This is a genomic window from Nocardia sp. NPDC041819 (genome assembly GCF_055590505.1).
In genome coordinates, this window is sequence record NZ_JBVJAP010000003.1 from 496,590 (window position 1) to 516,210 (window position 19,621).

Here is a 19,621-nt window from a genome sequence, read left to right on the forward strand (position 1 = left end):
GACACTCGGTCAGCACTTCGCACCCGCCGTAGCGGGTGCGAAGCAAGACCCGAGTACGCGAAGCGAGGATCAGCCGGTGGTGAGAACCAGGCCGGAAGTGGGGACGCCGGTGCCCGCGGTGACCACGATGTTGGTCAGGTCGGAGACCGGGTTGACCGAGGTGCCGCGAATCTGGCGCACGGCCTCGGCGATGCCGTTCATACCGTGGATGTAGGCCTCGCCGAGCTGGCCACCGTGGGTGTTGAGCGGCAGGCGGCCGCCGGCCTCGATGGCGCCGCCTGCGATGAAGTCCTTCGCCTCGCCCCGTCCGCAGAACCCGAGCTCCTCCAGTTGCATGAGGACGAACGGGGTGAAGTGGTCGTAGAGGATCGCCGCCTGCATGTCCTCCGGGCGCAATCCGCTTTGCGCCCACAGCTGGTCACCGACCAGGCCCATCTCCGGAAGACCGGTCATGGCGTCGCGGTAGTAGCTGGTCATCACGTATTGGTCGGCTCCCGAGCCTTGGGCGGCAGCGGCGATCACAGCCGGACGCTGCGGCAGATCGCGGGCCCGCTCGGCGCTGGTGACCACGATCGCGACGCCGCCGTCGGACTCCTGGCAGCAGTCCAGCAGATGCAGCGGCTCGGCGATCCAGCGGGAATTCTGGTGCTCCTCCAGCGTGATCGGCTTGCCGTAGAAGAAGGCGGCCGGGTTCACCGCCGCATGCTTGCGGTCGGCCACGGCCACTCGGCCGAAGTCCTCGCTGGTGGCCCCGTAGACATGCATATAGCGCCGGGCGACCATCGCGACCTGCGCGGCCGGCGTGCCGAGCCCCTGCGGGTAGGACCACCCCGCGTCGATGCCCGACGAGGTGGGCGCGGTGGCCAGCGCCGTGGAGAACTGCCCGAACCGCGACACCGACCGCTCGTTGAACGCACGATAGGCCACCACTACATCGGCGATCCCGGTGGCCACCGCCATGGCGGCCTGCTGGATGGTGGCGCAGGCCGCGCCGCCGCCGTAGCCGATGTGGCTGAAGAACTTCAGCTGCGGAATGCCGACCGCCCTGGCGACGGCGGCCTGGGTGTTGGTGTCCATGGTGAACGTGGTCAGGCCGTCCACGTCGGCGGGCGACAGGCCCGCGTCGGCCAGCGCGGCGGTGACCGCCTCGGCGGCCAGGCGCAGTTCACTGCGGCCGGAGTCCTTGGAGAAGTCGGTGGCCCCGATGCCGACGATGGCGGCGCGGCCGGAAATGCTCTGCTCAGACATCGGCCCTCCGCAACGCGATGACGGCCGTGGCCGTGATGTGGTCGCCGAGACTGTCCTTGCCGACCACGTCGATGTGGATGTCGTCGCCCTCCAGCGCGGTCACCGTGCCGGTGAGCGTCAGCGTGTCCCCGGCGTACAACGGCACGCCAAGGCGCAGCGCGATCGACTTGACGACGGCGCGCGGGCCCGCCCAGTCGGTGACGAAACGCTGCACCAAACCGGTGTCGGTCAGGATGTTGACGAAGATGTCCTTCGAGCCGCGAGCGACAGCCTTGTCCCGGTCGTGGTGCACGTCCTGGAAGTCCCTGGTGGCCAAGGCGGTGCTGATCACGAACGTCGGTTCGGCGTGGATCACCAACTCGGGCAGCAGCGTGCCGACGCGCACGGCGTCCGGTGCCACGGCGGCGGTCATGAGACCACCTGCCAGACCGGCAGGCTCGCCTCGTCGTCGAGCTTCTCGAAGCCCACCTCGACCGGCAGGCCGACCCGCACCTCGGCGGGGTCGATGCCGCGCAGTTCACCGAGCATGCGCACGCCTTCCTCCAATTCGACCAGCGCCACCACGAACGGCAGCTGCCGCCCCGGCACCTTCGGCGCGTGGTGCACGACGTAACTGAACACGGTGCCGCGCCCGGAGGCGACGACGTAGTCGGTCGGCTTCGACTTGTCCTGCCAGATGGCCGGAATGGGCGGATGCCGCAATGATCCGTCCGGCAGCCGCTGGATGCGCAGCTCGCCCGCTTTCGTTCCCTCCCAGAAGAATTCGGTGTCCCAGGAGACCAGCGGCTTGACCCGCTCACCCGCGGCGGGTTTCGGCGCCGCCGTGCCGGGGGCGAATTTCAGCAGGCGGAACAGCATCTCGGCGACCACCTCGTCACCGACCCGCCAACTGGTCCGGAAGGTGACGAACCATCCCTCGCCCAGCGCGGTGCGCTTCGGGCCGCGGATATCCGACAGCGTGCTGGTGACCGAGACCTGCTCGCCGACTTCGAGGTAGCGGTGGTAGGTCTGCTGACAATCCGTGGCGACGACGGAGGTGTAACCCGCCGCGTCGAGCAGCTCGGTGGCCGCGCCCATCGGGTCGTCGGCGGGGCGGGAGCCGTTGAGCCCGAACATGGTCCACACCTGGGCCATGGCGGGCGGCGCGACGACGCCGGGATGACCCGCCGCGCGCGCCGCCTCCTCGTCGACATAGATCGGGTTGGCGTCGCCGAGCGCCTCGACCCAGTTGTTGATCATCGGCTGGTTCACCGGATCACGCCCGAAACGGGGCGCGCACTCACCCGCCGCCCGAATGGCCTCGGCTGCGGCGATGATCGCTTCCGGAGTAGTGGTTTCCGGCACGCGCGGCTCCTTCACTCGTTATCGGGGTACTCGCGGCAACCGCAGTCCGGACGAGGCGACCAGTTCGCGCATCACCTCGTTGACGCCACCGCCGAAGGTGACCACCAGGTTCTGCTTGGTCCTGCGGTCCAGCCAGGTCAGCAGTTCGCCGGTGGCCGGGTCGGCCGGGTCGCCGTAGCGGCCGATGATCTCCTCGGCGAGCCTGCCCGCCTCTTGGAGCGATTCGGTCGAGTAGATCTTGGTGGCCGACGCGTCGGCGATCACCTGGGCCTGGTCACCATCGACCGTCGCGGCCACCTGCCAGTTCAGCAGTTCGTTCAGCCGCACCATGGCGTGGATGCGGCCCAGCGCGCGCCGCACGTCCGGTTCGGCGAGCACGCCGCGCGGTTGCGCCCAGTCGCGCACCCGGTCGTAGAGCTGCTCGATCTTGCCGGACGGCCCCAGGCTCACCCGCTCGTGGTTGAGCTGCGTCGTGATCAGCTTCCAGCCCCGGTTCTCCTCCCCGACCAGCAGGTTCGCCGGAACGCGCACATTGTCGAAATAGGTCGCGTTGGTGTGGTGCGCGCCGTCGCAGGTGATGATCGGCGTCCACGAGTAGCCGGGATCGGTGGTATCCACGATCAGGATCGTGATGCCGCGGTGGCGGGACTCGGCCGAACCGGTGCGGCAGGCCAGCCAGACGAAGTCGGCCTCGTGCGCGCCCGTGGTGAAGATCTTCTGCCCGTTGACGATCCAGTCCCCGGACTCGTCGCGCACCGCCGAGGTGCGCAGCGAGGCCAGGTCGGTGCCCGCCTCCGGCTCGGAGTAGCCGATCGCGAAATGGATGTCACCGGACAGGATGCCCGGCAGGAACCGCTGCTTCTGCTCGTCGGTGCCGAACTGCTGCAAGGTGGGGCCGACGGTCAGCAGCGTCACCAGCGGCAGCGGGACGTCGGCCCGGACCGCCTCGTTGAAGAAGATCTGCTGCTCGACCGGCCCGAAACCCTGGCCACCGTATTCCTTGGGCCAGCCGACGCCGAGCCAGCCGTCGCGCCCCATCCGGCGTACCACGGCGCGGTAGGCGTCGCCGTGCCGGTTCACCGCCATCTCGGCCTCCTCCTCGGGAGTCACGAGATCGGCGAAGTAGGCGCGCAGTTCGTCGCGCAGCCGACGTTGCTCGATGGTCAGGTCGATGAACATCTGGCCCCCAATCGATCGAGCCGGAACGACGCGCCGCCGAGCCAGCGGGCGATGTCCTTGGCTTGTGAGTAATAGCGGTGCATCGGATGGGTCATGTCCACGCCGAGTCCGCCGTGCAGGTGATGGCACTTCTGCATGGCCGCGGGCAGTTCGGCGGCAACGGTGTAGGCCAGGATCTCCAGGTCGTCGTCGGTGCGCTCGCGATGGTCCTGGCTCGAGTCGTCCTGCGCCAGCGCCCAGTTCGCCGCGACCGCGGCGACGTGCAGGGTCCGCGAGACGACGTACAGATCCGCGATCTGCTGGGCCACCGCTTGGAACTCGGCCAGCGGCCTGCCGAACTGGTGACGGGTCCGCAGATGCTCGGCGGTGAGGGTGATCGCGCCTTTGAGCAATCCATCGGCTACCGAGCCGATCGAAGCGAGCGCCAGCCGGTGCAGGTCGGCCAGACCGACGGGCAACAGTCGGTCGGCGGGAATCTCCACCTGGTCCAGCCCGACCGTGTACTCGGGAATGCCGCCGGAGACCGGGGTTGCTGTGCGGGTCAGGCCGTCTGCCTGCGCGTCCACCACGGCGATCCCGGCGTTGGTCGGCACGAGCAGCCAGCTGGCCTCCTCGGCGTACGGAACGGCGACCTTGTGCCCGGTGATGCGCACCGTGTCGCCGCTGACGACCGCGGCCGTCTCCGGCTTGACCGCGAAGGGAGCCGCCGGTTCGCTCAGAGCCGCGGTGAGCACGGCGCCCTCGGCGACCGCGGGCAGCACGAGCGCCTGGATGTGCTCCGGCGCGCAGGCCACCAACGGCAGTACGCCGAAGCCGAGCGTCGGCAGCGCCGGCACCGCCACCGCGTCGGTCGCCAGCTCGGTGAGCAGCGCCGACACCTCCAGCAGCCCCATTCCGTCGCCGCCGAACCGCTCCGGCAGCGCGACGACGAGCAAGCCGGAGTCGGTCAGCTTCGGCCACAGCCGCATGTCGCGCGCCGGTTCGCGTTCCAGCAAGCTCACGACGACCTCGGCCACGGCATCCTGGCCCTCGTCCCTGGTGAAGTCCACGCTTGTCTCCCGATTGGCTGTACGGCTAGCTGTCCGCGTCACGCGGCAGCCCCAGAATCCGCTCACCGGCCACGGTGAGCAGGATCTGCTCGGTTCCGCCCGCGATCGACAAACAACGCGTGAGCAGGAACTCCTTGGTCACGTCGGAGTCCTGCGCGCCGAGCGGGCCCGCCGCCTCCGCGGCGAACTCCGCGACCGCTTGGCGGTGTCGCACACCGACGAGCTTGCGCACGCTGCTCTGTGCGCCGGGGTCGCCGCCCGCCAGCATCTTCACGGCGGCTCGCTGCTCGAGCAGCAGGCCCGCGATCGCCTCGGCGACGAATCCACCCAGCCGGTCGTTCACCAGCTCAGCGCCGGGGCCGGTGGCGGGCGATTTCGCGATCAATTCCTCGAGCACCGGCCCGATCCCGTTGCCGCCCATGGCCACGCGCTCCGTCGACAGGGTGGAGCGTGCGATCTTCCATCCGTTGTTCAGCGCCCCGACCACGCAGTCGTCCGGCACGAACACGTCGTCTAGGAACACCTCGCTGAAACGCGCCTCCCCGGTGATCTGCACCAGCGGCCGAACCTCGAGTCCGGCGCTGTGCATGTCGACCAAGAAGTACGTGATGCCACGGTGTTTGGGCGCATCCGGTTCGGTGCGCGCCAGGCAGATGGCCCAATTCGCCTTGTCCCCCAGCGAAGTCCACACCTTTTGACCGCGCAGCACCCAGCCGCCGTCCGCCTTCTTCGCGGTGGTGCGCAACGCCGCCAGGTCGGAGCCCGCTTCGGGTTCGCTGAACAGCTGGCACCAGACCACCTCGCCGCGCAAGGTCGCCCAGGCGAAGCGCTCGATCTGCTCCGGGGTCCCGTGTTGCAACAGCGTCGGAATCGCCCAGCCGCCGATGGTCAGATCCGGCGCGGTGAGCCCGGCGCGGCGCAGCTCCTCGGAGATCACCAGACCGGTCATCGGGTCCGCGGCGCGTCCATACGGCCGCGGCCAATGGGGCATGACCAGACCCGCCTCGACCAATGCGTCGCGCTGCCGATCGGCGGGCAGGGCGGCGATCCGCGCGACTTCGGCGGCCAGCTCCTGCGCGCTGTCGCCGTCCACGGCCACGCCCTCCTCGGCGAAGACCCGGTCGGCGCCGGTGGTGCGCCGCAGGCCCTGACGGGTCAACTCGGTGACCCGGGCCCGCCAGCGCGCCGAGCCGCCGAGCAGTTGCCGCAGTGCCGTCGCCCGGCGCAGGTACAGGTGCGCGTCGTGCTCCCAGGTGAAGCCGATGCCGCCGAGCACCTGGATGCAGTCCTTGGCGGTCTCGACCGCGTCGTCCAGGGCGATCGCGGCCGCGATGGCGGCGGCGATCGGCAGCTCGGCGCCGCCGTCGTCCACGGCGGCCGCGGTGTCGGCCGCTACGGCGCGGATGAGCTCGGTGCGGCACAGCATCCAGGCGCAGATGTGCTTGACCGCCTGGAACGAACCGATCTTGCGACCGAACTGCTCGCGCACCTTGGCGTACTCGACCGCGGTCTCCAGGCACCAGCCCGCGAGGCCGGACAGTTCGGCGGCGACCAGCGCGACCAGCAGATCCCCGGCGGCGTACGGCGCGACGAACACGTGTTCGGCGGGCACGCGCAGATCGGCGCAGTGCACCCGGGCCAGCGGCGTGCTCGGATCCAGCGGCGCGAGCGCCTCCACGCGCAGGCCGACGGCATCGGGCTGGACCAGGCACCACCGCTGCCCCTGCGGCTGATCGATCGGCAGCAGTACGGCGGTGCCGGGGGCGGCGCCGAGCACGGAATCCCAGGTACCCGTGAGCAACACGCCGTCGCTTGCGGCGGGTACGCTCACCGTCGAACCGACGACGAAGTCGAGCGCGACCCCGCAGGGCAGGTCCTCGTCGAGCCGGCCCGCGGTGATCAGATTGGCCAAAGCCGTTGCGAGCACGGGACCGCCGACCAGGTCGTGGGCCGCCTGCTCCACCAGCACGGCCAGATCGGAGACCGACCCGCCCGCACCGCCCGCGTCCTCGGCCACCGCGACCCGGAAGATCCCGATCTCGGCCAAGGCGGGCCAGTAGGCGCGCCAGAAGTCGGCCGCGCCGGTCCGCATTGTTGCAATTGGACGGACCGATGCCGCCCATCCGCGCATCGACTCCTGAACGGCTTTATGCTCGTCAGTGGTGGCGATGGTCACACTCCATACCGCCTTTCCGGCGTGACTCCCACACCTAGAACATGTTCTAATATCCTAGCCGGGCGGAAGTCAAGAGACCATCACGCCGCGGCGACACCGCGCGCAGCCGACGAAACGACGTTTCCGGAAAGGACTTTCATCAATGGCCAGTCCGTCCCGATCGCAACCAGCCGACTCGAGCGCGGCCCGGCCCGCGGCCACGGTCACCACGCTCAGCGAGGACGAGCTGAGTTCGGCGGCGCAGCGTGAACGGCGCAAGCGGATCCTGGACGCGACCTTGGCACTCGCGTCCAAAGGTGGTTACGACGCGGTCCAGATGCGCGCGGTGGCCGAGCGCGCCGACGTCGCCGTCGGCACGCTGTACCGCTACTTCCCGTCCAAGGTGCACCTGCTGGTCTCGGCGCTGTCGCGCGAATTCGAGCAGATCGAAGGCAAACGCAAGCCGCTTGCCGGGCAGTCCCCGCAGGAGCGCATGCACCTGCTGCTCACCCAGATCACCCGGATGATGCAGCGCGACCCCCTGCTCACCGAGGCCATGACCCGGGCGTTCATGTTCGCCGACGCCTCCGCCGCCGCCGAGGTGGACCGCGTGGGCAAGGTGATGGACCGCGTCTTCGCGCGGGCCATGAACGACGGCGAGCCCACCGAACGGCAGCTGGCCATCGCGCGGGTGATCAGCGATGTGTGGTTGTCGAATCTGGTCGCTTGGCTGACTCGGCGCGCCTCGGCCACCGACGTCACCGAACGACTCGAACTGACCGTCGACCTCCTGCTCGGCGAACGCAACCAGTAAGCTCAGTCGGGATCTCTCAGCGCACATCGAGCGAATTCGGCCCCGGCCACCCGCCGGGCCCGAAGACCTCCCCTGTGCTGGGACGAAGCTCACCCGCTCCGATCCCGTCGCCGTTAGCTGGGCAGATCCACCGGACACCGGTTCAGCACCTGCGTTATCGTGCGCACGCGGACCGGCGCGCTTCTGTGCGGCAAATTCAACACAGTATTGTTTTGCCCGCCCCCTGAAAAAATCCTCCGATCACTAGGTTGGATGCGTGAGCGCACAGGATCTGCCACTGGAACTTCGCCGTGCACTGTCGACGGTCGCGCGCGTGCCACGGCTGCTGGTCGCATCGGACTACGACGGGACACTCGCGCCCATCGTGTCCGACCCGGCCAAAGCCTTTCCCCATCGGGAATCGGTGAGCGCGTTACGAGCCCTCGCCGGCCTGACCGGGACCACGGCCGCCGTGATCTCCGGTCGCGCGCTGCGAGATCTCGCGGCGCTGTCCAGACTGCCCGTCGAGGTGCAACTGATCGGCAGCCACGGCTCGGAATTCGACGTCGGCTTCGTGCACGCGATCGACAACGACGCCAAGCATCTGCTCCAAGAGGTGCAGACGGCGCTGAACCAGGTCGCCTCGGACAATCCGGGGGTCACCGTCGAGATCAAGCCGGCCAGCGTCGCGTTGCACGTGCGCAACGCCAGCCCGGAGATCGGTCATCGCGCGCTGTCGCAGGTCCGGCTCGGTCCGGCGTGCTGGTTCGGCGTGCAGGTCACCGAGGGCAAGTCGGTCATCGAGCTGGCCGTGGTGCAGACCGACAAGGGCACGGCACTGGACACCGTCCGGCATCAGGCGGGGGCCTCGGCCGCGGTGTTCTTCGGTGACGACGTCACCGACGAGAAGGCGTTCCGGGTGCTGTCGGGTCCCGACGTCGGCATCAAGGTCGGCGAGGGCGAGAGCCTGGCCAAGTTCCGGGTGGACAGCACCGAGGCCGTCGCCTGGGCGCTGGCCTACCTACTGGAGGAGCGCCGGACCTGGCTGGCCGGCGCGAGCGCGCCGCGCATCGAGCGCCTGACCATGCTGGCCAGCCCGCGTTCGGTCGCGCTGCTCACCCCGGACGCCACGGTCACCTGGTTCTGCCACCCGGAGCCGGATTCCGCCGCGGTGTTCGCCCACCTGCTCGGTGGCCCGCAGGGCGGTCACTTCACCATCGAGCCGGAGCGCCCCGGTCTGCCGCTCTCGCAGCGCTACGTCGACGGCACGATGACCGTCGAAACCCGCTGGGCGAAATTGCAGGTCACCGACTACCTGCCGCACGACGTGGCGTCCAACCGCACCGACCTCACCCGGGTGATCACCGGTGACGCGAGGGCCGTGGTCACCTTCGCCCCGCGGCCCGAGTTCGGCCAGGTGCCGGTGAACCTCGAAGCGCAGGAAGGCGGGCTGCGCGTGCACGGCACGAACGATCCGATCGTGCTGCGCTCCCCCGGCGTGCGGTGGGAGATCGTCTCGGACGGCACCCACGAATCGGCACGGGCCGTGGTCGACCCGTCCAAGGGACCCATCGTGCTCGAACTACGTTGCGGCACCACCGATCTCGATCCCGCCGCCGCGGGTGAGACGGAGCGGCGACGGGAAGCTGAGCGGTACTGGTCGGAGTGGGCGTCGAAACTCACGCTGCCGCCGCTGAAGCCCGACCTGATGAAGCGTTCCGCGCTGACCCTGCGCGGCCTGGTGCACGCCCCGTCCGGTTCGATCCTCGCGGCCGCGACCACCTCGCTGCCGGAGGACATCGGCGGCGTGCGCAACTGGGACTACCGCTACTGCTGGCTGCGCGACGCGGCGCTCACCGCGCAGGCGCTGGTCTCGCTCGGCTCGCTCACCGAGGCCGAGGACTACCTCGGCTGGGTACACCGGGTGCTGGAGACGTTGCCCGGCCCCGAGCGCCTGCACCCGCTGTACACGCTCTACGGCGAGACGCTGCCGCCGGAGGCCTCGATCGACCAGCTGCCCGGCTACGCGGGCTCGCGCCCGGTGCGCGTCGGCAACGCGGCCAACATGCAGGTGCAGCTGGACGTCTTCGGCCCGATCGTCGACCTCATCGCCACCCTGGCGCACGCCAGGGAGCTGCGGGGCGTCACCGCTCCGGCGGACGTGCTGCCCGACGCCGACTGGGACCTGGTGTGCGCCATGGTCGCGGCGGTGCAGCGGCGCTGGCAGGAGCCCGACCACGGCATCTGGGAGATCCGCGGCAACCCCCGCCACCACGTGTACTCGAAGGTGATGGGCTGGCTGACCGTCGATCGGGCGCTGACCCTGGCGCAGAAATTCGACCGCGAGATCGACCCGGCCTGGCCGGTGCTGCGCGACACCATCGCCGACGAGGTGAAGGCGAAGGGCTGGAACGACGAGGTGCAGTCCTACACCGCGGCCTACGACGGCACCGACCTGGACGCGGCGACCCTGCACATCGGGTTGAGCGGCCTGATCGACCCGTCCGACCCGCGCTTCGCGGCGACCGTCGTGGCGACCGAGGCCGAGCTGCGCAGCGGGTCGACCGTGTACCGGTACCACCACGACGACGGCCTGCCCGGCGGCGAGGGCGGCTTCCACCTGTGCGCGGCCTGGCTGGTCGAGGCGTACCTGCTGATCGGGAAGCGCTCCGACGCCGAGGCGCTGTTCGCCCAGCTGGTCGACGTCGCGGGCCCGACGGGGTTGCTCAGCGAGGAGTACGACCCGGTGGCCGAACGCTCGCTGGGTAACCACCCGCAGGCGTACAGCCATCTCGGTCTGTTGCGCTGCGCGCAGCTGCTCGGCCAGCCGGTAGAGGCCGCGCTGGTCTGACCCGCGCATCGCGCCGAGGGCCCGCGAACGAGGAATCGTTCACGGGCCCTTCGTATTTCGCTCTTTTCGAGGGCTTCGCATCCTAGCCTGCGGCGAATCCTGCTAGAGTTAAACGGGAACGATTTCCATTATGATCTAGAGCACTGCCAGGAGTACCCCCACGTGAGAACCGGATTTGCCATCACCTGCGCGGGCATCGCCGTGGGGGTCGCCTCCGCCCTGACGCTGACCGCCTGCGGCGGATCGACCGACGACGGACGGCCGTCCGTCGTAGCCTCCACCGACGTGTGGGGCGATATCGCCGCCGCCATCGCGGGCCCCGACGCCGCCGTCCGGTCGCTGATCACCGACCCGTCCGCCGACCCGCACTCGCACGAGACCTCCGCCGTCGAGTCGGCCGAACTCAGCGATGCCGACCTCGTGGTCTACAACGGTGGCGGCTACGACGAGTTCGCCGAGAAGGCGGTGGCGGGCACGAACAAGCGCACGGTGGACGCGTTCGCCTCGCGGGTGGACCGCAGCGACCAGAACGAGCACGTCTGGTACGACGTGCGCACCGTCGGCGTGGTCGCCCACCGGATCGCCGCCCAGCTCGGCGAACTGGATCCGGACAAGGCGGCGGCCTACGCCGAGCGCGCGACGACGTTCGAGAACGGGCTGGCGGCGGTCACCGCCATCACCGGCAAACTCGCCGCCGAACATCCGAGAACTCCGGTGTTGCAGACCGAGCCCCTCGCGCACTACCTCGTGGCCGCCGCCGGGGCGGATGACCTGACTCCGCACGAGTTCCAGGAAGCCATCGAGCAGGAGACCGACCCGGCGCCCGCCGCCGTCGCGGCGACCCAGGACCTGCTCACCGGCAAGCGGGTCCGCGCCCTGATCTACAACGTGCAGACCGAGGACAAGATCACCAAGGACCTGCGCGGCACCGCGCGGAACGCGGGCGTCGCCGTCGTCGAGGTGACCGAGACCCTGCCCGAGGGCGTGGATTACATTCAGTGGCAGACGAAGAACGCGCAGGCGCTGGCCGCCGCGCTGGGCTGAGCAGATGAACGAGGGAGCCGCGCTGACCGAGCACACCGCCGCGGTGGAACGGCGGCGATCGAACATCGGTGAGGACTCGGCCGCGGTGCGACTGGAAGCCGCCCGCTTGTCGTTCGGGGACCGAACCCTCTGGGAGGGGCTTGATCTCACCGTCGCACGGGGTGAATTCGTCGCGGTGCTCGGACCGAACGGCTCCGGCAAGACCTCACTGCTGAAAGTGTTGCTGGGCCAGGTCGGCCTGAGCTCCGGCACAGCCAGGATCGCGGGCTCTCCCGCGCGCACCGGCAACCCCGACATCGGCTATGTGCCGCAACAGAAGACGATCGATGCCGGGGTGCAGTTGCGCGGCGTCGACCTCGTCGGACTCGGCGTCGACGGGCATCGCTGGGGCCTCGGTCTGCGCTCCCGCGCCGAACGCAAACGCAAGGTGGCCGCGGCCGTCGCCGACGTCGGAGCGGAGCACTTCGCCCACGCGCCGCTGGAATCCATGTCCGGCGGCGAGCAGCAGCGCCTGCGGGTGGCACAGGCGCTGGTGGGTGATCCGAAGGTACTGCTGTGCGACGAGCCGTTGCTCAGCCTCGACCTGGCGAACCAGCGACTGGTCGCCGAGCTGATCGATCGCCGTCGGCGCACCCACGACACCGCCGTGCTTTTCGTGACGCACGAGATCAATCCGATCCTGCCCTTGGTGGACCGGGTGCTGTACCTGGTCGACGGACGGTTCCGGATCGGGACGCCGGAGGAAGTGATGACCTCGCCGGTGCTGTCGGAGCTGTACCGCACCCAGGTGGACGTGCTGCGGGTCCGCGGCCGCCTGGTGGTCGTCGGTACCGGCGACACCATGGACGCGCTGGGCACCGCGGGTGGTCACTGTCACGGACCCGCGGGCGACGAGTTCGCACCCGGCGGCTCCGCGCAGGATGCGTCAACGGCGACGAGCGACGCGAACGACTCGGCGAAGAGAGGTCACGCGGACTCGGCCGACTCGCAAGCCTGCGAAAAGGCCGACCGATCGTCGACAGCCCACCCAGCGACGAACGGGGCCGCACCGGCCGAGCGAATCCCGGCGACTGCTCACCCGACCTCGCCCCAACCGGCTCCGCACTCGTTCTCCACAGCCGCGGGCGAACCATCGACCGCCGGGTCGCCGAGCGGCTACGGCAACGCGACCACCCGCGACGCGGCATCGGAGGACGCGGCGCCAACCCCCGCGATGGCACGCCGCACTCCGGCGCACCTCGCGGATGGCAGCCACCCCGCCACAGACCACTCGGCGTCCAGCCGCACGTCCGGCAACGGCAAGAGTTCGGTCGCTACGTCCTCGGCGCCTCCCCTGCCAACGGACCTCGTGAACGGCAACGGCGATCGGTCGGCCGCGGATCCCGACGAGAGTGGAGTGCGCTCGTGACCGACAAGCTGTCCAGCGTACTCGGCAAGATGCTGGACTTCGGCACCACGGCGAACCTGCTGTCCTACGGGTTCGTCCAGCAGGCGCTGCTCGCCGCGGCCCTGCTCGGCCTGCTGTCCGGAGTGATCGGCCCGCTGATCATCAGCAGGCAGATGTCGTTCGCCGTGCACGGCACCAGTGAGCTGTCCCTGACCGGGGCCGCCGCCGCGCTGCTGGCCGGTGTGGGGGTCGGCCTGGGGGCCATCGCGGGGTCGGTGGTCGCGGCGGTGTTGTTCGGCCTGCTCGGCACCCGTGCGCGCGAGCGCGATTCGGTGATCGCGGTGGTGCTTTCGTTCGGCCTGGGGCTCTCGGTGCTCTTCCTGTGGCTGGGCCCCGATCGCGCGGGATCGAAGTTCTCGCTGCTGACCGGTCAGGTGGTCAGCGTCGGCAACAACGGCCTCGGCCTGCTCGCCGTCTGCACCGCCGGGGTGATCGCGGTGCTCGCGTTCGTCTACCGGCCGCTGCTGTTCGCCAGTTCCGATCCGGAGGTGGCGGTAGCGCGCGGAGTTCCGGTGCGGGCGCTGTCCATCGTGTTCGCCGTGCTGCTCGGCATCACGGCGGCGTTCGGCGTGCAGATCGTCGGTGCGCTGCTGGTCCTCGCCCTGCTGATCACTCCGGCCGCCGCGGCCGCCCAGCTCACCGCGGACCCGATCCGGGCGACGGTGCTCGCCGTGCTGTTCGCGGAGATCGCCGCCGTGGGCGGCATCCTGCTGTCGCTCGCGCCGGGCGTACCCGTCTCCACCTTCGTCACCACCATCTCGTTTCTGATCTACCTCGCCTGCCGCCTGCTCGGCGCACGCAACCGCAGGCTCGCGCGCGCCCGCTGAGCGACCGCGAACCCTACTCAGGGCGCTTCCACAAAACTTCTTTGATGGCGGCCGCCTTCAGTCTTTCCGGGGCGTTTTCGTATGCTCGAGGCACCGCGACCCCGAACGAATGGTGACCAACGATGATCGACTTCGCGATTCCCGCCGACCTCGCCGCCGAACGCGACCGAGTACGCCGATTCGTCATCGACAAGATCGTCCCGTACGAGCGGGACCCGCGCCTGACCGCGCACGGCCCGACCGATGAGCTGCGGCAGGAACTCGTCGAACTCGCCCGTGCCGAGAAGTTGCTCACCGTGCAGGCGCCCGAGTCGCTCGGCGGGCGCGGCCTTACCCACATCGAGCAGGCGGTGATCTACGAGGCGGCGGGCTGGTCCACCCTCGGCCCGGTCGCGATGAACTGCGCGGCGCCCGACGAGGGCAACATGTTCCTGCTGTCCAAGGTGGCCGACCCCGACCAAGTCCAGCGCTTCCTGGCCCCCGTGGTCGCGGGCCACCAGCGTTCGGTCTTCGCCATGACCGAGCCCGACGGGGCAGGCTCCGACCCGGCCCAGCTGTCCACCGCGGCCACCTTCGACGGCGAGAACTTCACCATCAACGGCCGCAAGTGGCTGATCACCGGGGCGAACGGCGCGAAGACCTGGATCATCATGGCGCGGCTCGCCTCGAACCCGCACCTGCCCGAGGGCCCCACGCTGTTCCTGGCCGACGGCGACGAGCCCGGCATCGTCATCGAACGCACGATGAACACGATGGACCGCAATTACGTCGCCGGGCACGGTGTGGTCCGCTTCGACAACCTGGTCCTGCCCAGGGAGGCATTGCTCGGCGAGGCCGGCCAGGCGCTGCGCTACGCCCAGCTCCGGCTCGCCCCGGCCCGGCTGACCCACTGCATGCGGTGGCTCGGCGCCGCCGAACGCGCCCAGAGCATCGCGGTGGAGCACGCGCGCACCCGCACCGCGTTCGGCAAGCCGATCGGCGAACACGAGGGCGTGTCGTTCATGCTGGCGGACAACGAGATCGCGCTGCACCAGTGCAGGCTGACCATCTGGCACGCGTGCTGGCTGATGGACAACGGCGAGAAGGCGAGGCACGAGAGTTCGATCGCGAAGTCGTTCGTGTCCGAGGAACTGTTCAAGGTCGCCGACCGGTGCGTGCAGGTACTCGGCGGCATCGGCATCAGCGACGAGACCGTGGTCGAGATGATCTTCCGGGACATGCGTGCCTTCCGGCTCTACGACGGCCCGACCGAGGTGCACAAGTACGCCATCGGGCGCAAGGTGCTGCGCGGATAGCCGAGGACTTTCGGCCCCGGGTCAGCTCCGCGTCCGTCGGCTAACATCCTGTGGCATGAGTTCGGAACTGCACGTCGACGTCTCTCAGGGCGTCGCCGTGCTCACGCTCAACCGGCCCGCCCAGCAGAATGCCTTCACCCCCACGATGGCCGCCGAATTGGGCGCCGCGTTGCGGCGCTGCGATTCGGAAGACGCCATCCGTGCCGTGATCGTCACCGGCACCCCGCCCGCGTTCTGCGCGGGCGCGGACCTATCCAACCGGGTGGGCGAGGTCAGCGCCACCATCGATCCGCCGCCGTGGCGAGTGCGCAAACCGGTGATCGCGGCCGTGAACGGTCACGCGGTCGGCATCGGCCTCGCCTTGGCCCTGCAATGCGATCTGCGGTACATGGCGCGCGACGCGGTGTACGGGCTGAACCAGGTGCGCCGCGGCGTCCTGGCCGACGGCTACGCGCACTGGACACTACCCAGGCTGGTCGGCATGGCCAACGCCGCCGACATCATGCTGACCGGGCGCACGTTCGACGGTGACGAGGCGAAGGCGATGGGCCTGGCCAACAGCTCACTGCCCGCGGGCGAGGTGCTACCCACCGCGCTGGCCGTCGCGCACGACCTCGCGAACGGCTCGGCGCCGCTACCGGTGGCCCTGTCCAAGCGGCTGCTCTGGGAAGGGCTCGGGATGAGCCCGGCCGTGGTCGGTCAACTGGAAACCGACCTCAACCAGCACGCGACCAAGAGCATCGACGGCGGCGAGGCCATGGCCGCGTTCCGAGACCGCAGGCAGCCCAGCTGGTCGGGCAGCGTCAGCACGGAATGGCCCGCGTGGGACGCCGCAGGGCGCGAACGCCCCAGTTTGGATTAGGTCCGCCGAGGACAGCGCTCCAGACGCTCCGCCGGCCTGCGTACCAACCCATGCCCGGTGAGGTGGACAGGCTCCGTCCGGCGGCACCGCTCAAGCGTTACCGCCGAGCAGGATGAACAGGAACAGCACCGCGAAGATGATCATGAAGACGGTGCCGACGACGCCGAGGGCATAGCCGACCAGCACCTGGGTGCGGCCACCGTACGCGCCACCGGATTCCTCGATCTGGTCGAGCGCGCGCCGCCCCAGCGCCCACGCCACCGGCCCCAGCACTCCGCAGCAGAGGACGCTCGCCGCGCCGAGAAACAACACCGCCGTCGCGTTCGGATGCTCGACCGGCTGACCGATGGGCTGATTGGGTATCACCACCAGCCGAATTCTACTGTGCCGTGCCGCCTCTCCGTGTTCTTAAGCCGTACGCGTCGGGGCTCGCGAGATTTCGGGGCGACTATTGCTTTCGGTGACGCTCACGCCGGGGCGGAGCCGGCGGGTTGCCCATGTCCTTGCGAGACCAGTTGTGCGCTTTGTCTTTTCAACGCGATCATCGACTCGGCGGCAGGCCGGGTATCGACGGCAACTTATCCGTCGAATACGCACAGCCCCGGCACGCGGGCGCCCCCTCAGGCGCGGCGCTGCCGGGCGACTTCGGAGAGCACCACGCCGGCGGCGACCGACGCGTTCAGCGATTCCACCGGGCCGGCCATCGGGATCGACAAGATCGCGTCACAGGATTCCCGGACCAGGCGGGACAGGCCCTTGCCCTCCGAGCCGACCACGATCACGGTCGGCTCACCGCCGTCGAAGTCGTCGAGCGTGGTGTCGCCCCCGGCATCCAAGCCGACGATCTGAACACCCTGCGATGCCCAATCCTTCAGCGTGCGGGTGAGATTCGTCGCGCGCGCGACCGGGAGCCGAGCGGCGGCTCCCGCGCTGGTACGCCAGGCCACCGCGGTGACGCTCGCGCTGCGCCGCTGCGGGATCAGCACGCCGTGGCCACCGAAGGCCGCCACGGAACGGATGACCGCGCCCAGATTGCGCGGATCGGAGATGTTGTCCAGCGCGACCAGCAGCGCGGGCTCAGCGGCGCCGCGTGCCCGGTCGAGCAGGTCGTCGGGATGGGCGTAGCGGTACGGCGGCACCTGGAGGGCGACACCCTGGTGCAATCCATTGGCGCTCAACCGATCCAGGTCGGTGCGCGGTACCTCGAGGATGGAGATGCCCGTGTCGGCGGCCATCCGCACACTCTCGGTCAACCGGTCGTCGTTCTCGGTACCGACCGCGACGTACAGCGCCGTCGCGGGCACACCCGCACGCAGGCACTCGACCACCGGATTGCGCCCGAGCACCAATTCCGGTCCGTCGTCGCTCTTGCGTCCGGCGGGCCGGCCCGCCGCGGACGAACGCCCCTGCGCCGCCTTGGCTTTCGCGGCCGCCCGCTTGGCGGCGGGATGCTTGGTCCGCATCTCGGCGGGCGGGGTCGCGCCACGACCCTCTAGCCCGCGCCTGCGCTTGCCGCCCGAGCCGACGACGGCGCCCTTCTTGCTGCCGCTCTTGCGAACCGCACCCCGACGCTGTGAATTGCCTGCCATTACTCGGCCTTTCCGGATTGCGGTTCGCCGAGCGCCCATTCGGGACCATCGGCGGTATCGGTGACCTCGATGCCCGCGGCCTGCAGACGGTCGCGCACGCCGTCGGCGGTCGCCCAGTCCTTCGTGGCCCGCGCCTCTTGGCGACGGTCGAGTTCGGCACGCACCAGCACGTCGAGAGCGCCGAGCGCGGCGGAGGAATCGCTCGGGGCATACCAGTGCGGGTCGAGCGGGTCGACGCCGAGCACGCCGAGCATGGCACGCACCTGGCTCGCCAGGTCGCGCGCGGAGTCGATCGCGCCGACCTCCAGCGCCTTGTTGCCCTCGTGCACCGCCCGGTGGATCTCCGCCAGCGCCTTCGGCACCGCGAGATCGTCGTCGAGGGCGGCGGCGAACGCGTCGGTCCACTTGCCCACCGGAATCTCACCGGCCCGGTCCACCACCCGGGTCAGGAAGGCCTCGATGCGCTGATAGGACTGCGCCGCGTCGTGCAGCGCCTTCTCCGAGTACTCCAGCATCGAGCGGTAGTGCGCGCTGCCCAGATAGAACCGCAGTTCGACGGCACGCACCTGTTTGAGGACGTTCGGCACGGACAGCACGTTGCCCAGCGACTTGGACATCTTCTCCCCGCCCATGGTCACCCAGCCGTTGTGCAGCCAGTACCTGGCGAAGCCGTCCCCGGCCGCCTTCGACTGGGCGATCTCGTTCTCGTGGTGCGGGAACACCAGATCCATACCGCCGCAATGGATGTCGAATTCCGGGCCGAGGTAGAACTCGGCCATCGCCGAGCACTCCAGGTGCCAACCGGGACGGCCGGGGCCCCACGGCGACGGCCAGGTCGGCTCGCCCGGCTTGGCCGCCTTCCACAGGGTGAAGTCGCGCGGGTCGCGTTTGCCCTCGCCCGCGCTCTCACCCTGGTGCACGTCGTCGAGCTTGTGGCCGGACAGCTTGCCGTAGTCGGGATAGCTGACCACGTCGAAGTAGACGTTGCCCGCCGAGGCGTAGGCGTGACCGCGGTCGATCAACCGCTGCATCATGTCGACCATCTGGGTGATGTGGCCGGTGGCGCGGGGCTCCGCGGACGGCGGCAGCACACCGAGCCGTTCGTAGGCGCGGTCGAAGGCACGCTCGTGCGTGGCGGCCCACTCCCACCACGGCCTGCCCGCTTCGGCGGCCTTGGTCAGGATCTTGTCCTCGATATCGGTGACGTTGCGGATGAACCAGACGTCGAAGTCGTGCGCCAGCAACCAGCGTCGCAGTACGTCGAACGCGACTCCGCTGCGCACATGGCCGATGTGCGGCTCACCTTGCACGGTGGCGCCACAGAGGTACACCGAAGCACGGCCGGGGACCAGGGGCGCGAAATCGCGCATGGTCCGCGTGTCGGTGTCAAAGAGGCGCAGGGTCACGGCAGTCGATCCTAGCTGGTGTATAAGGTCGTTCACGGACCGGCTCGGGTCCGCCGGAGCAGGATCAACGACAAGCTTGCAGCAGAGCCGTCGCCACGGCGGCGACACCCTCGCCGCGACCGGTCAGGCCGAGTCCGTCGGTGGTGGTGCCGGACACCGACACGGGGGCGCCGAGCAACTCGCCGAGCACCTGCTGCGCCTCGGCGCGCCGCGGCCCGATCTTCGGGCGATTGCCGATCACCTGCACCGCGGCGTTGACCACTTCGAAGCCCGCTTCGTCCAGCAGCCTGCGCACTTCCTTCAGCATGGCCGCACCGGAGACACCCGCCCATTCCGGGCGTCCGGTGCCGAAGACCGCGCCGACATCGCCGAGACCCGCCGCGGACAGCAGCGCGTCACACAGCGCGTGCGCGGCGACGTCGCCGTCGGAGTGACCCGCGCAGCCGTCGTCACCGTCGAACAGCAGACCGGCCATCCAGCACGGCCTGCCCGCTTCGATCGGATGGACATCGCTGCCGATGCCGACGCGCAT

16 protein-coding genes and 1 pseudogene are annotated in these 19,621 nt (G+C 69.7%); 7 read left to right on the forward strand and 10 right to left on the reverse strand.

Going from position 1 to position 19,621, the window contains the following annotated elements:
• Positions 1–69 precede the first annotated feature (69 nt).
• From ACZ6DL_RS14035 to ACZ6DL_RS14060, 6 genes are read right to left on the reverse strand one after another with little or no spacing between them, the layout of a single operon-like run.
• Positions 70–1,248, reverse strand: coding sequence for a lipid-transfer protein (locus ACZ6DL_RS14035; RefSeq protein ID WP_466051122.1), 1,179 nt, complete (start codon positions 1,246–1,248; stop codon positions 70–72).
• Positions 1,241–1,660: a MaoC family dehydratase gene (locus ACZ6DL_RS14040; RefSeq protein WP_466051124.1), complete on the reverse strand. Its 420-nt coding sequence runs from the start codon at positions 1,658–1,660 to the stop codon at positions 1,241–1,243. Before ACZ6DL_RS14040 ends, ACZ6DL_RS14035 begins: the two co-directional genes overlap by 8 nt.
• A complete protein-coding gene (locus ACZ6DL_RS14045; RefSeq protein ID WP_357038203.1) occupies positions 1,657–2,592 on the reverse strand; it encodes a bifunctional MaoC family dehydratase N-terminal/OB-fold nucleic acid binding domain-containing protein in 936 nt (311 codons plus the stop codon). Before ACZ6DL_RS14045 ends, ACZ6DL_RS14040 begins: the two co-directional genes overlap by 4 nt.
• Positions 2,593–2,610: 18 nt before the next feature.
• Complete coding sequence (locus tag ACZ6DL_RS14050; protein WP_466051126.1) at positions 2,611–3,771, reverse strand: acyl-CoA dehydrogenase family protein; 1,161 nt, start codon at positions 3,769–3,771, stop codon at positions 2,611–2,613.
• Positions 3,756–4,862, reverse strand: a complete 1,107-nt coding sequence (locus tag ACZ6DL_RS14055) for an acyl-CoA dehydrogenase family protein (protein ID WP_466051128.1) — start codon at positions 4,860–4,862, stop codon at positions 3,756–3,758. The genes ACZ6DL_RS14050 and ACZ6DL_RS14055 overlap by 16 nt, the downstream gene beginning before the upstream one ends.
• Positions 4,846–6,996, reverse strand: coding sequence for an acyl-CoA dehydrogenase family protein (locus tag ACZ6DL_RS14060; protein WP_466051130.1), 2,151 nt, complete (start codon positions 6,994–6,996; stop codon positions 4,846–4,848). Before ACZ6DL_RS14060 ends, ACZ6DL_RS14055 begins: the two co-directional genes overlap by 17 nt.
• A gap of 142 nt (positions 6,997–7,138) precedes the next feature.
• Between ACZ6DL_RS14060 and kstR the strand changes: the two genes are divergently transcribed.
• The 7 genes and pseudogenes from kstR to ACZ6DL_RS14095 all read left to right on the forward strand — a co-directional run bounded on the left by kstR (position 7,139) and on the right by ACZ6DL_RS14095 (position 16,094).
• Positions 7,139–7,789, forward strand: a complete 651-nt coding sequence (gene kstR / locus ACZ6DL_RS14065; protein ID WP_040864563.1) for a cholesterol catabolism transcriptional regulator KstR — start codon at positions 7,139–7,141, stop codon at positions 7,787–7,789.
• A gap of 256 nt (positions 7,790–8,045) precedes the next feature.
• Entirely contained in the window at positions 8,046–10,619 is a 2,574-nt protein-coding gene (gene otsB / locus ACZ6DL_RS14070) for a trehalose-phosphatase (RefSeq protein ID WP_466051132.1), read from the forward strand.
• Positions 10,620–10,781: 162 nt separating this feature from the next.
• Positions 10,782–11,663 carry a metal ABC transporter solute-binding protein, Zn/Mn family gene (locus tag ACZ6DL_RS14075; RefSeq protein ID WP_466051134.1) on the forward strand — a complete coding sequence of 294 codons (882 nt, stop codon included), beginning with the start codon at positions 10,782–10,784 and terminating at the stop codon, positions 11,661–11,663.
• Positions 11,664–11,667: 4 nt separating this feature from the next.
• A pseudogene (locus ACZ6DL_RS14080) lies at positions 11,668–12,531 on the forward strand (metal ABC transporter ATP-binding protein); the annotation flags it as partial.
• Between the two features lie 569 nt (positions 12,532–13,100).
• Positions 13,101–13,937 (forward strand): metal ABC transporter permease, encoded by an 837-nt coding sequence (locus ACZ6DL_RS14085; protein WP_396902961.1) that lies wholly within the window; start codon positions 13,101–13,103, stop codon positions 13,935–13,937.
• 122 nt (positions 13,938–14,059) lie between these two features.
• Entirely contained in the window at positions 14,060–15,232 is a 1,173-nt protein-coding gene (locus tag ACZ6DL_RS14090) for an acyl-CoA dehydrogenase family protein (RefSeq protein WP_040864560.1), read from the forward strand.
• 55 nt (positions 15,233–15,287) lie between these two features.
• A complete protein-coding gene (locus ACZ6DL_RS14095; RefSeq protein WP_466051136.1) occupies positions 15,288–16,094 on the forward strand; it encodes an enoyl-CoA hydratase/isomerase family protein in 807 nt (268 codons plus the stop codon).
• Positions 16,095–16,184: 90 nt separating this feature from the next.
• Here the strand turns inward: ACZ6DL_RS14095 and ACZ6DL_RS14100 are convergent, their stop codons facing one another.
• The 4 genes from ACZ6DL_RS14100 to ispF form a co-directional block, all read right to left on the reverse strand.
• On the reverse strand, positions 16,185–16,463 hold the full coding sequence (locus ACZ6DL_RS14100) for a DUF4190 domain-containing protein (protein WP_466051138.1): 279 nt from the start codon (positions 16,461–16,463) through the stop codon (positions 16,185–16,187).
• A gap of 251 nt (positions 16,464–16,714) precedes the next feature.
• On the reverse strand, positions 16,715–17,683 hold the full coding sequence (rlmB, locus tag ACZ6DL_RS14105; RefSeq protein WP_393234258.1) for a 23S rRNA (guanosine(2251)-2'-O)-methyltransferase RlmB: 969 nt from the start codon (positions 17,681–17,683) through the stop codon (positions 16,715–16,717).
• Positions 17,683–19,089 carry a cysteine--tRNA ligase gene (gene cysS / locus ACZ6DL_RS14110; protein ID WP_466051140.1) on the reverse strand — a complete coding sequence of 469 codons (1,407 nt, stop codon included), beginning with the start codon at positions 19,087–19,089 and terminating at the stop codon, positions 17,683–17,685. Before cysS ends, rlmB begins: the two co-directional genes overlap by 1 nt.
• Positions 19,090–19,153: 64 nt before the next feature.
• Positions 19,154–19,621 carry a 2-C-methyl-D-erythritol 2,4-cyclodiphosphate synthase gene (ispF, locus tag ACZ6DL_RS14115; RefSeq protein WP_466051313.1) on the reverse strand — a complete coding sequence of 156 codons (468 nt, stop codon included), beginning with the start codon at positions 19,619–19,621 and terminating at the stop codon, positions 19,154–19,156.

Bases quoted from the DNA above. Each gene is read 5' to 3' on its own strand.
- ACZ6DL_RS14035 (WP_466051122.1), bottom strand. From the start codon at position 1,248: ATGTCTGAGCAGAGCATTTCCGGCCGCGCCGCCATCGTCGGCATCGGG.
- ACZ6DL_RS14040 (WP_466051124.1), bottom strand. From the start codon at position 1,660: ATGACCGCCGCCGTGGCACCGGACGCCGTGCGCGTCGGCACGCTGCTG.
- ACZ6DL_RS14050 (WP_466051126.1), bottom strand. From the start codon at position 3,771: ATGTTCATCGACCTGACCATCGAGCAACGTCGGCTGCGCGACGAACTG.
- kstR (WP_040864563.1), top strand. From the start codon at position 7,139: ATGGCCAGTCCGTCCCGATCGCAACCAGCCGACTCGAGCGCGGCCCGG.
- ACZ6DL_RS14085 (WP_396902961.1), top strand. From the start codon at position 13,101: ATGCTGGACTTCGGCACCACGGCGAACCTGCTGTCCTACGGGTTCGTC.
- ACZ6DL_RS14090 (WP_040864560.1), top strand. From the start codon at position 14,060: ATGATCGACTTCGCGATTCCCGCCGACCTCGCCGCCGAACGCGACCGA.
- ACZ6DL_RS14095 (WP_466051136.1), top strand. From the start codon at position 15,288: ATGAGTTCGGAACTGCACGTCGACGTCTCTCAGGGCGTCGCCGTGCTC.
- rlmB (WP_393234258.1), bottom strand. From the start codon at position 17,683: ATGGCAGGCAATTCACAGCGTCGGGGTGCGGTTCGCAAGAGCGGCAGC.
- ispF (WP_466051313.1), bottom strand. From the start codon at position 19,621: ATGCGCGTCGGCATCGGCAGCGATGTCCATCCGATCGAAGCGGGCAGG.